We start from the raw sequence: 16,113 nt of genomic DNA, 5'->3' as shown, positions 1-16,113 counted from the left end.
CCATGAACAACTCCGTCACGAACACCGCCCGCCTCCTCGGCGCCGGCCTGCGCGCCCTGCTCGTGCTGACCGTCCTGTGCGGCGTCCTCTACCCCCTCGCCGTCACCGGCATCGCCCAGGCCGCGTTCGGCGGCAAGGCCAACGGCTCCGAGATCAAGGACGGGAGCGGCAGGGTCGTCGGCTCCGCCCTCATCGGGCAGAGCTACGGGGACGACCTGCACTGGTTCCAGCCCCGCCCTTCGGCAGGGCTCGGCAGGAACAGCGTCAACACGCAGTACGAGCTGCTGCTCTCCGGCGCCTCCAACAAGGCGGCGGACAACCCCGATCTGGTGAAGGCGGTCGAGGAGGCCAAGGCGAAGGTGCTGAAGGACAACACCGTCCCCGGCTACGCCCCGAAGGTCTCACAGGTCCCGGCCGACGCCGTCACCTCCTCCGGTTCCGGCCTCGACCCGCACATCTCCCCGGCCTACGCCGACCTCCAGGTCCACCGGGTGGCCTCGCTCAACGGCCTCCCCGTCGCCGAGGTGCGGCGGCTCGTCGACGCGCACACGCAGGGTCGCACCCTGGGCTTCATGGGTGAACCCCGCGTCAACGTCCTGGAGCTGAACACCGCCCTGAAGGACCTCAGGCAGGGCTGAGCGGGGGCCGGGCGGGGGCGGGGGAGCGGCGGTGACTACCGGTCGGAGTAGCTGAAGTCCCCGACGGTCCAGGCGTCGACGTCCTGGATCGCGATCCGGTACATGCCGCCCGTCTCGGGGATGCCGAGGGTGCCCTGGAGGATGCGCGCCACGTGGAAGTGCAGATGGGAAGGGGCGTCGGCAGCCGGTCCCGAGGCGCTGAAGACCTCGGCGAACGGGCCCAGTCGGGCGGAGTCCTGAAGGACCTCGGCCACGCGCTGGCGCCAGACGCTCTCGGGGGCGAGGCGGCCGGTGATGACGGCGCCGTGGACCACCACCGTGAGGGACATCTGATTGGTTTGCTCCGACTCGACCTTGGCCGCGATATCGATGAGCAGGTCATCAGGAATCGACATGGGCAGGCACTCTAGCAACTGCGGCGGGCCCCGGCGGTGAAGACCGCGGGGCCCGCCCCCCGTGCGTGATCAGGCGGGAACGATGTTCTCGGCCTGCGGGCCCTTGTGGCCCTGGGTGACGTCGAAGGTGACCTTCTGGCCTTCCTGGAGCTCACGGAAGCCGGTGGTGGCGATGTTCGAGTAGTGGGCGAACACGTCGGCGCCGCCGCCCTCCTGCTCGATGAAACCGAAGCCCTTTTCCGCGTTGAACCACTTCACCGTGCCGGAAGCCATCTGAATTCTCCTTCGGAATGAATGTGGCGGAACCGTAGCACGGGAAAATCGGCAAACGGCTGAATTCATGCTCATTTCGCACCGATAGCGGTAATCGATATGCGTGCCGGAAAAGCATATGAATGGTGCCGGCGGCCGCTCCTCACCGGCCGGCGGACCGGTCGCACCGCAGGGCCGCGAGGAAGTCCAGTCTGGTTTCGAGCCGGGCCAGATCCCGGCCGGTGAGCTGCTCGATGCGGTCGATGCGGTGGCGCAACGAGTTGACGTGCAGGCGCAGTTGGGCGGCGCACGCGGTCCAGGAGGCGTCCTGCTCCAGGAACTCCTCCAGCGTGCGCAGCAGGTCGGTCCGGTGGCGCCGGTCGTGGTCGCGCAGGGGGCCGAGCAGGCGGGCGGCGAACGCGCGGCGGGTCTCGGCCGGGATGAGGGGCAGCAGCGACAGCACGTGCGAGGTGAGGTCGTCGGGGCCGCGCACGTTCACCCGTTCCGGTCCTTCGGCGGCGACGCGCAGGGCGTTGCGGGCCTCCTCCAGCGCCCGCCGGCCGTGCTCGGGCGCGGCCACCGGGGAGCCGAGGCCGACGAAGACGCTGCCCGACGGGCCGAGCCAGCGCGCGAGTACCGCGGCGAGCCTCCGCTGCAGGGCGGCGCAGTCGAGGGCCGGTCCGGGGAGCGCGCCCGTGGGGTCGGGCACCAGGACCAGGAGGACGGCCTGGTCGCCGTCGACCGTGGAGGCGATGTCCTGCGACGAGACCGGCACCGGGCCGTCCGGCCGGATCAGGGCCTCCTCCAGGAGCACGCGCAGCGCCGCCGCGGGGAGGGGGCCGGCGCCGCGCCGCTCGCCCCTGGCGACCACGAACTGGCAGCGCGGCCAAGTGTCCTGCCCGCTGACGACGCCCTGCGCGGTGCCGCGCAGCCGGACGGGGATCTCCTGCGCCGGGACGCTGCTGTCCAGCAGGTCGAGGGCGCGGCGGGCCAGGTCGTGCAGCGCCGCCTTCGTCCGCTCGTGTGCGGAGCGGGCGTCGGCGACCAGTTCGACGATCCGGTCCAGGAGTTCGGCGTCCGGCGGTGGCCGGTTCGACGGATCGGCCTCCACGATGAGCAGCCAGTCGCCCAGCTCGGCGGCGTCCTGCGGCGCGTCCGACGGAGCCGACGGGTCGGGTGGGTTGCGTACCGGCACGAGCGCGTAGTGCCGCTCCCCGACCGTGACCCGGTGGGGAGCGGCCCCGCCCGCACGGCGCGCGGCCAGGTACCTCCCGGCCAGTGCCACCGCCGTCCTGGCGGGCAGCGCGGGGCGGGCCCCGGCGACCTGGCGTCCGGTCGCGGACAGGACGCGCACGTCGAGGCCGAGGCTCTGCTGCAGGAGCTCCAGCACCGCATCCGGGAAACCCTCTCCGGTGAGCAGCCGCCGATGGCGTTCGACCAGGTCGGTGAGGGTGCCGACGCGCCCGCGGTGCAGCCGGCCCAGGACGTATTCGGTGATCGTGGAGAAGGAGATGTCCGGGTGTACGGCGAGGAGGGGCAGGCCGTGGCGCCGGCAGGCGCGGACGAGGTCGTCCGGGACGTGCCCGTGTTCGGCCTCGCCGGCGGCGAGGGCCGCGACGCCCGCCCGGTCCAGGACGCGTACGAACGACTCGGCGTCCCCGTCCTCCTGCCACCAGGCGAGCCCGGTGAGGACGAGTTCACCGCCGGCGAGGAAGCGGCCGGGGTCGGCCAGGTCGGTGGTCAGCACGGCGCGCACGGCCCGGTCCCGGGCGTCGCCGCCGGGGTCCCGGTCCTGGCCCACGAGCAGGAACAGGCCCAGCTCGTCGAGGAGTTCACGTAGCCGCATGGCCGACACCCTCTCACGCCCCCAAGAGGTCAATCTTCTTCCGAAGGGCACATCATCGCAGTTCACAGGCGTGAGACGGTGGGAAAGCACGGTGGTCCACAGACGACGGAGAAGCCGGTTCTGTGGGTTCGGTGACTGCCTCGCCGGCCGGATCGCTCGGTCTACTTCTACGCATCCAACGACTCCAGGAAGGCGTGGTCTGAGCATGGCTGGCACCACCACGGGCGTCCCCGCCAACGTCACCCAGAAGCACACCAAGGGCGGCATCGGCGAGTCGACGCTGCGCCCGGACGGCACCCTCAAGGTCACCGGCGAGTTCGCCTACTCCTCGGACATGTGGCACGAGGACATGCTCTGGGGGCAGATCCTGCGGTCCACGGTCGCGCACGCCGAGATCGTGTCCATCGACACCTCCGAGGCCCTCGCGATGGACGGCGTCTACTCCGTCATGACCTACGACGACCTGCCGGCCCCGATGAAGTACTACGGCATGGAGTTCCAGGACACCCCGGTCCTGGCCCACGGCAAGGTCCGGCACCACGGTGAGCCGGTCGCGCTGGTGGGCGCCGACCACCCGGAGACCGCGCGCCGCGCCGCCGCGAAGATCAAGATCGAGTACCGGGAGCTGCCCCTCGTCACCGACGAGGCCTCGGCGACCGCTCCCGACGCCGTACTCGTCCACGAGAACCGCGACGACCACCACTCCGGGCACGTCCCGCACCCGAACATCGTCCACCGCCAGCCGGTGATCCGCGGCAACGCCGCCGAGGCCGCCAAGCGGGCCGACGTCATCGTCACGGGCGAGTACACCTTCGGCATGCAGGACCAGGCCTTCCTCGGCCCGGAGTCCGGCCTCGCCATCCCCGCCGAGGACGGCGGCGTCGACCTGTACTGCGCCACCCAGTGGCTCCACTCCGACCTGCGCCAGATCGCCCCGGTCCTCGGCCTGCCCGAGGAGAAGGTGCGCATGACGATGGCCGGCGTCGGCGGCGCCTTCGGCGGTCGCGAGGACATCTCCATGCAGATCCTCGCCTGCCTGCTCGCGCTGGGCACCGGCAAGCCGGTGAAGATGGTCTACAACCGCTTCGAGTCCTTCTTCGGGCACGTCCACCGGCACCCGGCCAAGCTCTACTACGAGCACGGCGCCACCAAGGACGGCAAGCTCACGCACATGAAGTGCAAGATCGTGCTCGACGGCGGCGCCTACGCGTCGTCCACGGCCTCGGTCGTCGGCAACGCCGCCTCCCTCTCCGTCGGCCCGTACGTCATCGACGACGTCGAGATCGAGGCGATCGGCCTCTACACCAACAACCCGCCCTGCGGCGCCATGCGCGGCTTCGGCGCCGTCCAGGCCTGCTTCGCGTACGAGGCCCAGATGGACAAGCTCGCGGCGAAGCTGGGCATGGACCCGGTGGAACTCCGCCAGAAGAACGCCATGGAGGAGGGCACGCTCATGCCGACGGGCCAGCCCGTCGAATCGCCCGCCCCGGTCGCCGAGCTGCTGCGCCGCGTCAAGGAGCGTCCTATGCCGCCGGAGCGGCAGTGGGAGACCACCGACGGCGCCGACGTCCGCGCGCTGCCGGGCGGTCTGTCCAACACCACCCACGGCGAGGGCATCGTGCGGGGCGTCGGCTACGCGGTCGGCATCAAGAACGTCGGCTTCTCCGAGGGCTTCGACGACTACTCGACCGCCAAGGTGCGCATCGAGGTCATCAACGGCGAGGCCGTCGTGATGGTCCACACGGCCATGGCGGAGGTCGGCCAGGGCGGCGTCACCATCCACGCGCAGATCGCCCGTACCGAGCTCGGCGTCACGCAGGTGACCATCCACCCGGCCGACACCCAGGTGGGCTCGGCCGGTTCGACCTCCGCGGGCCGCCAGACGTACATGACCGGCGGCGCCATCAAGAACTCCTGCGAGATCCTCCGCGGGAAGGTCCTGGAGATCGGCCGGCGCAGGTTCGGCGCCTCCCACCCGGCGTGGGCCACGGCCGAACTGCACCTGGAGGGCGGCAAGGTCGTCACCGACGGCGGCGAGGTCCTCGCCACGCTCGTGGACGTCCTGGAGGACGAGGCCGTCGAGGTCGAGGAGGAGTGGCGCCACCGCCCCACCGAGGCCTTCGACCTGGTCACCGGCCAGGGCCACGGCCACGTGCAGTACTCCTTCGCCGCGCACCGCGCGGTGGTGGAGGTCGACACCGAGCTCGGCCTGGTCAAGGTCGTCGAACTGGCCTGTGCCCAGGACGTCGGCAAGGCCCTCAACCCGCTCTCCGTCGTCGGCCAGATCCAGGGCGGCACCACCCAGGGCCTGGGCGTCGCCGTGATGGAGGAGATCATCGTCGATCCGAAGACCGCGAAGGTGCGCAATCCCTCCTTCACGGACTACCTGATCCCGACGATCCTCGACACGCCGACGATCCCGGTCGACTACCTCGAACTGGCGGACCCGAACGCGCCGTACGGAGTGCGCGGCATCGGCGAGGCCCCGACCCTGTCGTCCACCCCGGCGGTCGTCGCGGCGATCCGGAACGCGACGGGCCTGGAGCTCAACCGGACGCCTGTCCGGCCGGAGCACCTCACCGGTCTCTGACCGGCACAGAACTCCGGTCCGCCCGGACAGGGGAGCGCGGACACGTGACGCAGCTCACGGGGAATGTCCGGGCGGGCCGGTTCCTCTTCCTGCACGAGACGAACACGAGGAGGAAGCGATGAGAGTTCCACGGCGGACGGGTGCGGGCCCGGCCAGGAGCCTGTTCCGTGCGGTCGCCACCGGGCTGGTGCTCGCCGTGGCCGCCGCCCCGGCGGCGGCCGCCCCGGCAGGGCGGCCGGGTGACGTGCGCGAGGCCTACGTGACCATGGCCGGGGCCGACGCGCCCGGCCCGGCGGCACGCGACCGCGTCCACGTGCTGAAGGTCGGCTCCACCCGCGCCCGGCAGGTCCTGGTGCTGGCCCCCGGCCAGTTCGCCGCGGCGGGCAGTCTCGCCCCGCTGGCCCGGGAGCTGGCCGGCCGGCTGCCGGAGACCCAGGTGTGGGTCGTCGACCGCCGCGAGCAGGACCTCGCCGACCTGGAGGGCTTCCGCCGCCCGGTGGAGCGCGCCGCCGAGCACTACCTGGGCGGGCACTACCGGGCCCAGACCCCGCAGAGCGTGCCGTACGTCGGCGAGTGGGGGCTGGCCGTCGAGCTGGCGGACCTGCGCGAGGTCGTCCTCGCCGCGCGGGACGGCGGACGCCGCCAGGTGGTCCTGGGCGGGCACTCCTGGGGCGCGACCACCGCACTCGCCTACGCCGGCTGGGACTTCGACGGCCGGCCCGGCTACCGCGACCTGTCCGGCCTCGTCATGATCGACGGCGGGGTGCACGACGCGTTCGCGGGGGAGGGCATCACCTACCGGGTGAGCGCCGGCCAGGCGGACGCCTGGCGGGCCCGGATCGCCGCCGGCGAGGTCTTCGACGAGTCGGCCGCGATGGGCCGGCCCGAGACGTACCCGATCCTCCAGCAGCTGGCGGGCGCCTACGCGGTGGCCGCCCCGGACCGGCCCTCGACGCTGGCCGCACAGCTGCCGGACTGGCTGCGCCCGCCGGGCGAGGTGACCAACGCCGGCCTGCTCGAATGGCTCTACGTCAGCCACCCGCTGGTCCCGGACGTCAGCATCAATCCCGCCTTCACCTCCCCGACCGCCCTGGCCGGCGCGCTGGCCGGCCCGGCCCCCTCCGTCTGGCAGTGGTACTGGCCCAACCGGCTCACCCTGGACCTCCAGGCCGCCGACCCCTTCGCCGACACCGAGGTGGCGCGCGGGCTGGGCCTGCGGCTCCGCCACACCCGGGAGATCGACGTACCGCTGTACTCCTTCCAGACCGGGCTGACGCACGGCACCGCCAACACGGCCGCGCGCTGGGTCGTGGAGCAGTCGCGGATCACCTCGGCGACGTACGCGGAGAACCCGGCCATGACCCACCTGGACCCGCTGTTCGCGGAGCCCGGGAAAAACACCTTCGTCGACACGGTGACGCCCTTCCTCACCCGCCTCGGTCAGCGGTGACCGGCGCCACGCAGGCAGCCGAGCGGCAGGCGGACCACGCGGCGCTCGTACGGGCCGCCCAGCGCGGCGACCGGATGGCCGTTCAGGAGCTCCTCGACCTCCTCACCCCCTACGTGGGGCGGCTGTGCGGGCCGATCGCGCTCCAGGACGGGCCGGACGCCACCCAGGAGGCGCTGATCGTCGTCTTCCGCAGCATCGGCCAACTCCGAGAGCCCACCGCGCTGTTCGGCTGGGTGCGGGTGATCGCCGTACGGGAGGCCGTACGGATCGCCCGCGCGAGCGCCCGTACGGTCGCCGACCCGCTCGACGAGGTCCCCGCGCGCGACGACCCCCAGCTCGCCGCCGACGTACGGGACGTGCTGTCGCGGCTCACCCCGGCGCACCGCGCCGTCCTGGTCCTGCGGGACCTCGAAGGGCTCGACGAGCATGCCGTCAGCGCACTGCTCGGCGTGCCCGAACCCACCGTACGGACCCGGCTGTTCCGGGCGCGCCGCAACTTCCGGAAGGCATGGGCACGATGAACGACACCTGGCCCGTGGCCGAACTCGACGCCGTCCGCAGGCTGCGGGTCATCGCCCGCACCACCCCCGGCGCGTCCTTCGCGGACCACCTGCTCACGACACCCTTCGACCGGGTCTGGGCGCTCGCCTCCGACCTGGAGACCCAGATGCCCCGGCTGATCACCGACATCAGCGCCTTCACCGTGACCGCGCGCGAAGCCGACGGGGACGGGGAGCGCCTCGAAGCCAGGGCCCGCAGCCCGCTGGGCATGCGGGCGCGCTTCGACATCTCCCTGAAGCCGGGCTGGTGCCTCATGCAGAGCCGGTTCGTGCTCGGCGGCCTGGCCGCCGTACCGGAGGGCGAGGGCACCCGCTTCGCGTTCTTCGGCGCCCTGCGCGTCCCCGGCGTACGGCTGGTCGACCGGGCCCTGCAGCCGCTGCTGGACCCGCGGGGGGCCAAGGCGCTGAAGCGGTTCACCGACCAGCTGGAGCCCTGATTCCCGGCTCAGCCGGCGACGGGGCGGTACGTGCAGACCTGGGTCCCCGTGGCGGCGACGGCGGTCGAGACCAGTTCGAGCGTGCGCAGGGCGCCGTCCTCCGGGAAGATCGTCTTCCCGCCGCCGAGGAGCACCGGCATGATCATCAGCCGGAGTTCGTCGACCAGGCCCTCGGCGAGGAGGGCGCGCACCAGGGTGGGGCTGCCGAGCACCGACAGGTCGCCGCCGGGGCCCCCGCGCAGCTCCCGGATCCGCGCGAGGGCCTTGTCGCCGAGGATGAGGGAGGAGTTGTTCCAGGTCAGGTCGGACTCGCCGAGGGTCTCGGACACCACGTACTTCCTGACGGAGTTCATGTGGTCGGCGAACGGGTCGCCGGCCCGCTCCGGCCACGCCGCGGCCATCGTCTGCCACGTACGGCGCCCGAACAGCAGCGCGTCGGTCGTGTTCATGGCCTCGCCGATGGAGGCGCCCATGACCTCCGGGTCGAAGAACGGGTGCGACCAGCCGCCGTGTGCGAAGCCGCCGTCGGTGTCCTCCTCGGGGCCGCCGGGCGCCTGGACGATGCCGTCGAGGCTGATGAACTCGCTGATGACGATGCGCATGTGGATCCGCTCCTCTTGTCCGCCCGGTTGCTTGCGCAGGGGTAGACGCCGGCGGCGCCCGCAACTCATCGGTCGCACCCGCATCCGGCGGTGTGACCCGGGTCACATGGTTGTTCGGGCTTTACCGGCCGGATCAAGTGGGTGATGCTGGCCCGGCGTTTGAGGTTGATCGACACGGGGGGCCGGTCGGTCTCGAGGGGGAGGGCGCCGTGGTGCGCGTAGGACTGCTGGGACCGGTTCAGGTGTACGCCGACGATGCGACTCCGGTCGAGGTGGGTGGCGTACGGCTGCGGATGCTCCTCGCCAGGCTCGCCCTCGAAGGGGGCCGCCCGGTGGCCGCCGACTCGCTCGTCGACGGCCTGTGGGGGGAGGAGCCGCCCTCCGACGCGGCCAACGCGCTGCAGGCGCTGGTGTCCCGGCTGCGCAGGGCGCTGCGCGGCTCCGCGGCCGTGGAGTCCGCCTCCGGCGGCTACCGGATCTCGGTGCGGGCCGAGGACGTGGACGTCCACCGCTTCGAGGACCTGACCGCCCGGGGCAGGCGGGAGCTCGCGGCCGGGCGGGCCGGCGAGGCCGCCTCGCTGCTCGGCGCGGCGCTCGGGCTGTGGCGGGGCGCGGCCCTCGCCGACGTCCTCGACGCACCGTTCGCCGGGCCCGTGGCGACCCGGCTCCACGACCTGCGGGCCGCCGCGGCCGAGGACCACTGCGATGCCGAGCTACGGCTCGGACGGTACGGAGAGGTGCTCGCGGACCTCGAAGCCACCGGAGCGCAGCGCCCGTTGAGCGAACGGGTCGCCGGTCTGCGGATGCGGGCGCTGTCCGCGGCCGGACGGCAGTCCGACGCCCTCGCGGTGTACGAGGCGATACGCGAGCGGCTCGGCGAAGAACTCGGCGTCGATCCCTCGGCCGAGCTGCGCGAGATCCATCTGGCGCTGCTGCGGGGCGAGCTGGAAACCCCCGCCGAGCGCGCCGAGGCCGCCCCGAGCCGCCTCCCGGCCCGGCTCACCAGCTTCGTCGGCCGCGACGGCGAACTGGACCGGCTCGCGGCCCAGTTGAGCCACGGCCGGCTCGTCACCATCGTCGGCCCCGGCGGCGCGGGCAAGACCAGGCTCTCCCTCGAGGCGGCCACCCGCGACCGTGCCCACGCGCGCGGCCGGGTCTGGTTCGTCCCGCTCGCCGGTGTGAGCGCACCGGACCGGCTCGCCGACGCGGTACTCGGCGCCCTCGGCTCCACCGACGGCGGCCTGTACGAAACCGGGCCGGGCCGGCGGGCCACCCCGGTCGAGCGCATGGCCGCGCTCTTCGGCAGCGGCGACGCCCTGCTCCTGCTCGACAACTGCGAGCACCTCGTCGAGGCGGCCGCCGAACTCGCCGCCGAACTCCTCGACCAGCTACCGGAGCTGCGGATCCTGGCCACCAGCCGCGAGGCCCTCGCCATCACCGGCGAGTCGCTGTGCCACCTCGGGCCCCTCGACGTGCCGACGGGATCCCCGGAGCCCGCCGAGGCCGCGCAGTCGCCCGCCGTCCGCCTCTTCGTCGACCGGGCCGCCGGGGTCCGGCCGGACTTCACGCTCGACGACTCGACCCTCGACGCCGTGGTCGAGGTCTGCCGGCGGCTCGACGGGATGCCGCTCGCCCTCGAACTGGCCGCGGCGAAGCTCCGCTCGATGGGCGTCGAGCAGATCGCGCGCCGCCTCGACGACCGCTTCCGGCTCCTCGCCTCGGGCAGCCGCACCGCCCTGCCCCGCCAGCGCACCCTGCTCGCGCTCGTCGAGTGGAGCTGGGACCTGCTCGACGAACCCGAGCGGATCCTCGCCCGCAGACTGTCGGTGTTCCCCGGCGGCGCGACCGTCCCCGCGCTCGAAGCGGTCTGCGCCGACCCCTCGCTCCCGGCCGCCGACATCCCGTACCTCCTGGACGCCCTGGTCGAGAAGTCGCTGGTCACCGCCGTCGAGGAAGGGGCGGCCGAGCCGCGCTACCGGATGCTCGAGACGGTACGGGCGTACGCGGTCAGGCAGCTGGCCGCCGCCGAGCCCGGGGATGCCGTCATCCGGCGCTACACCGCCTACTTCCTGGCCCTCGCGGAGGAACACGAGCCGCGTCTGCGCACCGGCGAACAGCTGCGCGCGATCGAGGTCTTCGACGCCGAGCACGACAACCTCGTCCTCGCGCTGCGCTCCGTCGACGCCGGGGACGGTGACCTGGCCGCACGCTTCGCCAGGGCGATGTTCTGGTACTGGGGGATCAGGGGGATGAGCACCCGGCTCGACACGCACCTGCCCGAGGCCGCCGGGCGTACGTCCGCCGAGGGCGAGTCGGCGACGGCCCGCGAGTTCCATCCGGCCCTGCTGCTCCTGCGGATGTCCCGGGTCTCCTTCTCCGCGGACGCGTCGGAGCCGGGCGCGGCCGCGGAGCGGGATCCCCTCGACTCGCCCGACCCCTGGGTGCGGGCCAGTGCCCACCTGGCACGGGACTTCGCCCTCACCGAACAGGGCGACCTGGTCACCGGCGCGCAGTCCCGTATCGAGGCCCTGCGCGGCTTCGAGGAGGTGGGAGACCGCTGGGGGCTCGTGATGAGCCTGTTCCCGGTCGGCCGCGACCACTCCCTGCGCGGCGAGTACCCCCAGGCCATCGCCACCTTCGAACGGACCGTGGCCCTCAGCTCCGAGCTCGGCACCGAGGACTACCTCTACCTCAGCAAGGCCCGGCTGGCCCGCGAGCGCCGGCGCAGCGGCGACCTGGCGGGCGCCTTCCGCGATCTGCACGCCGCCCACCGGCAGGCCCGCGAGCGCGGACAGCTGCGCCTGGAGGCCAACATCCTGGTGGGCCTGGCCAATGTGCACCGCAGGGCCGGTGACCTGGTGCGGTCCGACGCGACCCTGGACCGTCTCGAGGCGCTGAGCGCCCGGCGCCCCTCCCTCAGGGAGACGGCCCGCGACCTGATCGTCAGCACCCGCATCGAGAACCGGCTCGCCGAGGGGGACGCCGTACGGGCCAGGGCCCTGCTGCCCGAGGCGGCAGGCGCCCTGCTCGGGCAGGGTGCGGGCGCCGCGCTCGCCTGGGTGGCCGAGCTGCTCGGGGGCCTGCGGACCTTGGAGGGCGCGCCCGAGGAGGGGGCCATGTCGCTCGGCATGAGCCAGGTGATGCGCGGCGCCTTCGACTGGGGGGAGCCGGAGTGGCGCGAGCTGGTCGACCGCATCGTGGCGGTGCTGGGCGAGGAGGGCTTCAAGGCGGCGTTCGAGGCGGGGGCCGCGTACTCCCGTGAGGACGCGCTGCGGTGGCTGGAGGCGGAGACCCTGCGGGGCTCGTCGTCTCCGCCTCATCCGGCGTTCTTGCGGTAGGCGCGCATGGCCAGCGGGAAGAAGACCACGATCACGCCGGCCGTCCAGGCGAAGGTGCCGGCCAGGGAGCCGGCGACCGGACCGCCGTTGAGCAGGCCGCGTACGGCGTCGGCCACCAGCGAGACGGGGTTGACGTCGGACCACGCCCGCAGCCAGCCGGCCATGGTGTCGCGGGGGACGAAGACGTTGCTGGCGAAGGTGAGCGGCAGGATCAGGATGGTCATCAGACCCTGCACGGAGGCGGGGTTCTTGATCAGCATGCCGAGGTAGACGGAGATCCACGAGAAGCCGAGGGCGAAGCCGATGAGCAGGGCGAGCGCGGCGAGCGAGGCGACGGGGCCGGTCTCTACGCGGTAGCCCATGACCAGGGCGAGGACGGCCAGGGTGCCCAGGCAGGCGACGTAGCGGACGATGTCGGCCAGGACGGCGCCGATCAGGGGGCTGGAGCGGGCGATCGGCATGCTGCGGAACCGGTCGAAGATCCCGGTACTGGCGTCCGCGCAGAGGGAGGCGCCGATGCCGACGCTGGCCTGGAAGACGGCCATGACCATGACGCCGGGGGTGACGAGCCGCAGGTAGCCGTCGGTGTCGCCGCCGGACATGGCCTCCCCGAAGAGGTAGACGAACATCAGCAGGCTGATGACCGGGGTGAGGATCACGTCGACCAGCTGGATCGGCGACTTCATGAACCTGCTGATGCCGCGGCCGGCGAGGGCGAGGCTGTGCCGGGCGGTCTGGGCGAGGCCGATGCGGCCGGGACCGAGGGTGTGGGTGCTCATGACGGGGTCCTCTCGGGAGAGTCAGGGGCTCAGGCGGCGACGGGCTGGTTTTCGGTGGTCAGGGCGAGGAAGACCTCGTCCAGGCTGGGCAGCCGCAGGCCGAGTTCGTCGGCGGTGATGCCGGCGCCGTCCAGGCGGCGGGCGACCGCGGCGACGACCAGCGGGTCGTCGGCCGGCACGGTCAGTACGCCGGAGTCCTGGGCGGGGGCGTGCCCGGTCAGCTCGGCCAGCATCCCGGCGACCAGCGGCACATCGGCGGCCACGGTGGGCCGGACCTGGAGGATCTGCCCGCCGACACGGCGCTTGAGCTCACCGGGCCGGCCTTCGGCGACCTTGCGGCCCTTGTCGAAGACGGTGATGGAGTCGGCGAGCTGGTCGGCCTCCTCCAGGTACTGGGTGGTGAGCAGCACGGTGGACCCGCCGTCCACCAAGTCCCGGACGACGTCCCAGACTTCCTGCCGGGCGTGCGGGTCCAGGCCGGTGGTGGGCTCGTCCAGGAAGAGCACCTGGGGCCGGCCGACCAGCGAGGCGGCCAGGTCCAGCCGCCGCCGCATGCCGCCGGAGAAGGTGGCGATCGGCTTGCTGGCCGCCTCGGCGAGGGAGAAGTCCTCCAGCAGCCCGGCGGCCCGCGCCTTCGCATCGCGCCGGGACAGGCCGAGCAGCCGCCCGATGAGCACCAGGTTCTCGGCGCCGGACAGGGTCTCGTCCACGGAGGCGTACTGCCCGGTGAGCCCGATCAGCTGCCGCACCCTGACCGGGTCCTTGACGACGTCGTGCCCCCCGACGGTGGCGTGCCCGCCGTCGGGCCGCATCAGCGTCGCCAGAATGCGCACGGTGGTGGTCTTCCCGGCCCCGTTGGGCCCCAGGACCCCGACGACCTTGCCGGCCGGAACCTCCAGGTCGACCCCGTCCAGCGCGGTGAAGCCGCCGTACTTCTTGACCAGCCCCTCGGCCCGGATCGCGTACCCCATGTCCCACAACTCCTCGTCAGGTCCCCGCCGTTCTCGACGCCCCTGACGATGCCGCCCCCCGCTGACAGCCCCCTGACAACGCACACCACCCCCTGTCAGGCCGATCGGACGGCAGGCCATGGCCCGTTCCCCGACCTGCTCGGCGAAGGGCTCCCGCTCGGGTGGGGTGGCGGTGAAGAAGTGCACCGCGCAAGAAGCGGCGAACTTCGTCGTCTGGCTCCGGGACCAGGTCGTGCCTCAGGACAAGGCCGTGACCTTCAACACCGGCTGGGGCATTGAGGAGGACGCTCCGGACGAGCCGGTCCCTGACGTCACAGGCCCTCGGCTGGTCGCGACGTTCTTCGCCCACCTCGAAGCCCTCGGCCTGGACTGAACGCACGCTGGCGGCGTTGCTCCCTGTCGTAGCCCTACGCGCCGCCGACCGTGGCGGGGTCGAGGGAGTCGACGTCCTCCATGAAGCTCAGCATCCGGGCGTTGACCACGTCGGGGTGGTCGATCTGCGGGCCGTGGCCGGTCGCGGTGATGATCTCGGCGCGGGCTCCCGGGACGAGGCGCGGTACGCGTTCCAGCTGGCGCTTGGGGTGCACGAGCAGGCTGTGCTTGCCCATGACGACGTAGAGCGGGGTCCGGATGGATCGCAGCGCGTCCTCGGCGAGCGGCAGGGGTGCGGGGCGGCGGATCCGGTACGCGCGGGCGCCCAGCTGGATCCACGTGCGCATCTCGGGGACGGCGATCACCGGCTGGTCCAGCCACTTGGCGAGCCGGGGACGCAGCGCCTTCGGGGCGAAGGTGGCGAAGAGGCTCACGAAGACCCAGGCGAAGAAGCGCAGGCCGACCTTCTCCAGGCCGCCGGGGTCGAGGGCGGTGACCGAGGCGAGCCGGCCGGGCCGCCGGTGGGCCTGGTTGAGGACGAGCCAGCCGCCGTAGGAGGAGCCGACGAGGTGGACCCGGTCCAGTCCGAGGGCGTCGAGGGCCTCGTCCATCCACTGGGCGGCGCGCTCGGGCTGCCACATGGGCTCGCGGTGGATGCTGCGGTTCGCGTCGCCGGGGGTGTCGAGGGCGTAGACGGGGCGGTCGAGGCTGAGCCCGGGGGTGTTGGGGTACCACATGGCCGAGCCGTAACCGGCGCCGTGGATCAGGACGATCGGTGTCCGGGACTCGGCGGCGGGGTCCGCGGGACCGTACCGGTAGACGTGGGTGGTGCCGAAGCTCGTCTCCACGTCCGTCTCGGAGCGGACCGGCGCGCCCATCGCGAAGAGGACGTCGGCGGCGGCGAAGTAGCGGTCGCGCAGGGCGTCGCTGACGTAGCGGCCGACATCGCGGCGTACGCGGGCGGTGTTCTCGGGCACGGCGGCACCTCCTGGGAAGATCCATTCTTCGTGGTACGACCGTACCACCAATGTGGTACATCGGTATCATGAAGGTGTTCGGGGGCAGCGGAGCGCGAGCCCCCATCGACGGGCGGAGACACGGGAACATGCCGAAGCGTGTGGATCACGAGGAGCGGCGCGCCCAGATCGCCGAGGCGCTCATCCGGGTCGCGGGGCGGCGCGGGCTGCATGCCGTCGGCATGCGCGACGTGGCCGCGGAGGCCGGGGTGTCGCTGCGGCTGGTGCAGTACTACTTCGAGACCAAGGAGAAGCTGCTCTTCTACGGACTCCAGCACCTGACCGGCCGTTTCACGGCGCGGGTGGGCTCCCGCCTGGCCGCCGTCGGCCCGGACCCCGGCCCGCGCGCGACCATCGAAGCCCTCCTGCTGGCCTCGCTGCCGACCGACGACGAGAGCCGCACCTTCCACCTGCTGTACAGCTCGTACGCGATCCTGTCGGTGACCGACCAGGCGCTGGCCGCCCAGCCCTTCATCGACAACCCCGACGCCGCGGAGAACGCCATGACCGGACTCCTCGCGCAGGCGCAGGGGGCCGGCCTGGCCGACCCGGACGCCGACGCGCGCACCGAGGCGATCAGCCTGCTCGCGATGGCGGCGACCATGGGCACCAGCATCCTCGTGGGCCAGCGGAGCCCGGAGTCGGCGATCGCGGTGCTCGGCCATCACCTGGACCGTATCTTCACCCCTGCCGCCACGCCCGCACGGGGAGCGGCATCAAACTGACGTGCCGCGAGGCACCATGAACGTCGGCTGAGTGCCACAGCTGTTTCCGAGGGTGCGGCCCGGGGGTAGCACCAGGCAACCGGCCTCCCGAGACCGGTGGGTCAACGTACGCGGTACGAAGCGCCTCTCGGAGCGCCCGGCT

The 16,113-nt window shown here is 72.7% G+C and carries 15 protein-coding genes; 8 read left to right on the top strand and 7 right to left on the bottom strand.

Annotated features, from left to right (window positions below; all coding sequences use genetic code 11):
• Positions 1–2: 2 nt before the first annotated feature.
• On the top strand, positions 3–638 hold the full coding sequence (kdpC, locus tag ACFTXQ_RS02835; RefSeq protein ID WP_382635235.1) for a potassium-transporting ATPase subunit KdpC: 636 nt from the start codon (positions 3–5) through the stop codon (positions 636–638).
• A gap of 35 nt (positions 639–673) precedes the next feature.
• Here the strand turns inward: kdpC and ACFTXQ_RS02830 are convergent, their stop codons facing one another.
• The 3 genes from ACFTXQ_RS02830 to ACFTXQ_RS02820 all read right to left on the bottom strand — a co-directional run bounded on the left by ACFTXQ_RS02830 (position 674) and on the right by ACFTXQ_RS02820 (position 3,131).
• Positions 674–1,033 carry a hypothetical protein gene (locus tag ACFTXQ_RS02830; RefSeq protein ID WP_382635233.1) on the bottom strand — a complete coding sequence of 120 codons (360 nt, stop codon included), beginning with the start codon at positions 1,031–1,033 and terminating at the stop codon, positions 674–676.
• Positions 1,034–1,102: 69 nt separating this feature from the next.
• Positions 1,103–1,306, bottom strand: a complete 204-nt coding sequence (locus tag ACFTXQ_RS02825) for a cold-shock protein (RefSeq protein WP_382635231.1) — start codon at positions 1,304–1,306, stop codon at positions 1,103–1,105.
• Between the two features lie 142 nt (positions 1,307–1,448).
• Positions 1,449–3,131 carry a PucR family transcriptional regulator gene (locus tag ACFTXQ_RS02820; RefSeq protein ID WP_382635230.1) on the bottom strand — a complete coding sequence of 561 codons (1,683 nt, stop codon included), beginning with the start codon at positions 3,129–3,131 and terminating at the stop codon, positions 1,449–1,451.
• A 205-nt stretch (positions 3,132–3,336) separates the two neighbouring features.
• On the opposite strand from ACFTXQ_RS02820, the gene ACFTXQ_RS02815 reads away from it, so the two are divergent.
• The 4 genes from ACFTXQ_RS02815 (at position 3,337) to ACFTXQ_RS02800 (ending at position 8,168) form a co-directional block, all read left to right on the top strand.
• Complete coding sequence (locus ACFTXQ_RS02815; RefSeq protein ID WP_382635228.1) at positions 3,337–5,721, top strand: xanthine dehydrogenase family protein molybdopterin-binding subunit; 2,385 nt, start codon at positions 3,337–3,339, stop codon at positions 5,719–5,721.
• 118 nt (positions 5,722–5,839) lie between these two features.
• Positions 5,840–7,171 carry an alpha/beta fold hydrolase gene (locus tag ACFTXQ_RS02810; RefSeq protein ID WP_382635226.1) on the top strand — a complete coding sequence of 444 codons (1,332 nt, stop codon included), beginning with the start codon at positions 5,840–5,842 and terminating at the stop codon, positions 7,169–7,171.
• Positions 7,168–7,692, top strand: coding sequence for an RNA polymerase sigma factor (locus ACFTXQ_RS02805; RefSeq protein ID WP_382635224.1), 525 nt, complete (start codon positions 7,168–7,170; stop codon positions 7,690–7,692). Before ACFTXQ_RS02810 ends, ACFTXQ_RS02805 begins: the two co-directional genes overlap by 4 nt.
• Positions 7,680–8,168, top strand: coding sequence for a hypothetical protein (locus tag ACFTXQ_RS02800; RefSeq protein ID WP_382635222.1), 489 nt, complete (start codon positions 7,680–7,682; stop codon positions 8,166–8,168). The genes ACFTXQ_RS02805 and ACFTXQ_RS02800 overlap by 13 nt, the downstream gene beginning before the upstream one ends.
• Positions 8,169–8,176: 8 nt before the next feature.
• On the opposite strand, the gene ACFTXQ_RS02795 is transcribed toward ACFTXQ_RS02800, so the two are convergent.
• Complete coding sequence (locus ACFTXQ_RS02795; protein WP_382635220.1) at positions 8,177–8,770, bottom strand: dihydrofolate reductase family protein; 594 nt, start codon at positions 8,768–8,770, stop codon at positions 8,177–8,179.
• A 209-nt stretch (positions 8,771–8,979) separates the two neighbouring features.
• On the opposite strand from ACFTXQ_RS02795, the gene ACFTXQ_RS02790 reads away from it, so the two are divergent.
• Positions 8,980–12,108: a BTAD domain-containing putative transcriptional regulator gene (locus ACFTXQ_RS02790; protein WP_382635219.1), complete on the top strand. Its 3,129-nt coding sequence runs from the start codon at positions 8,980–8,982 to the stop codon at positions 12,106–12,108.
• Here ACFTXQ_RS02790 and ACFTXQ_RS02785 read toward each other — a convergent pair.
• Positions 12,087–12,887, bottom strand: a complete 801-nt coding sequence (locus ACFTXQ_RS02785) for an ABC transporter permease (protein ID WP_382635217.1) — start codon at positions 12,885–12,887, stop codon at positions 12,087–12,089. The genes ACFTXQ_RS02790 and ACFTXQ_RS02785 overlap by 22 nt on opposite strands.
• 29 nt (positions 12,888–12,916) lie before the next feature.
• Positions 12,917–13,858, bottom strand: coding sequence for an ATP-binding cassette domain-containing protein (locus ACFTXQ_RS02780; protein WP_382635215.1), 942 nt, complete (start codon positions 13,856–13,858; stop codon positions 12,917–12,919).
• Positions 13,859–13,976: 118 nt separating this feature from the next.
• Between ACFTXQ_RS02780 and ACFTXQ_RS02775 the strand changes: the two genes are divergently transcribed.
• A complete protein-coding gene (locus tag ACFTXQ_RS02775) occupies positions 13,977–14,231 on the top strand; it encodes a hypothetical protein (protein ID WP_382635213.1) in 255 nt (84 codons plus the stop codon).
• Between the two features lie 34 nt (positions 14,232–14,265).
• Here ACFTXQ_RS02775 and ACFTXQ_RS02770 read toward each other — a convergent pair whose 3' ends face one another.
• A complete protein-coding gene (locus ACFTXQ_RS02770; RefSeq protein ID WP_382635211.1) occupies positions 14,266–15,207 on the bottom strand; it encodes an alpha/beta fold hydrolase in 942 nt (313 codons plus the stop codon).
• Positions 15,208–15,335: 128 nt separating this feature from the next.
• Here ACFTXQ_RS02770 and ACFTXQ_RS02765 point away from each other — a divergent pair, with 128 nt between their 5' ends.
• Entirely contained in the window at positions 15,336–15,971 is a 636-nt protein-coding gene (locus ACFTXQ_RS02765; RefSeq protein WP_382635209.1) for a TetR/AcrR family transcriptional regulator, read from the top strand.
• Positions 15,972–16,113 lie beyond the last annotated feature (142 nt).

It is taken from the genome of Streptomyces sp. NPDC057010 (assembly GCF_042673805.1).
GTDB lineage: Bacteria > Actinomycetota > Actinomycetes > Streptomycetales > Streptomycetaceae > Streptomyces.
The sequence above is the reverse complement of the archived record's forward strand: the minus strand, read 5'-3'. Positions and strand labels throughout refer to the sequence as shown.

Excerpts from the sequence above, each read along its gene's own strand:
- ACFTXQ_RS02780 (WP_382635215.1), bottom strand. The coding sequence starts at position 13,858 with ATGGGGTACGCGATCCGGGCCGAGGGGCTGGTCAAGAAGTACGGCGGC.
- ACFTXQ_RS02765 (WP_382635209.1), top strand. The coding sequence starts at position 15,336 with ATGCCGAAGCGTGTGGATCACGAGGAGCGGCGCGCCCAGATCGCCGAG.
- ACFTXQ_RS02785 (WP_382635217.1), bottom strand. The coding sequence starts at position 12,887 with ATGAGCACCCACACCCTCGGTCCCGGCCGCATCGGCCTCGCCCAGACC.
- ACFTXQ_RS02800 (WP_382635222.1), top strand. The coding sequence starts at position 7,680 with ATGGGCACGATGAACGACACCTGGCCCGTGGCCGAACTCGACGCCGTC.
- ACFTXQ_RS02815 (WP_382635228.1), top strand. The coding sequence starts at position 3,337 with ATGGCTGGCACCACCACGGGCGTCCCCGCCAACGTCACCCAGAAGCAC.
- ACFTXQ_RS02795 (WP_382635220.1), bottom strand. The coding sequence starts at position 8,770 with ATGCGCATCGTCATCAGCGAGTTCATCAGCCTCGACGGCATCGTCCAG.
- ACFTXQ_RS02775 (WP_382635213.1), top strand. The coding sequence starts at position 13,977 with ATGGCCCGTTCCCCGACCTGCTCGGCGAAGGGCTCCCGCTCGGGTGGG.
- ACFTXQ_RS02810 (WP_382635226.1), top strand. The coding sequence starts at position 5,840 with ATGAGAGTTCCACGGCGGACGGGTGCGGGCCCGGCCAGGAGCCTGTTC.
- ACFTXQ_RS02825 (WP_382635231.1), bottom strand. The coding sequence starts at position 1,306 with ATGGCTTCCGGCACGGTGAAGTGGTTCAACGCGGAAAAGGGCTTCGGT.
- ACFTXQ_RS02820 (WP_382635230.1), bottom strand. The coding sequence starts at position 3,131 with ATGCGGCTACGTGAACTCCTCGACGAGCTGGGCCTGTTCCTGCTCGTG.
- ACFTXQ_RS02830 (WP_382635233.1), bottom strand. The coding sequence starts at position 1,033 with ATGTCGATTCCTGATGACCTGCTCATCGATATCGCGGCCAAGGTCGAG.
- kdpC (WP_382635235.1), top strand. The coding sequence starts at position 3 with ATGAACAACTCCGTCACGAACACCGCCCGCCTCCTCGGCGCCGGCCTG.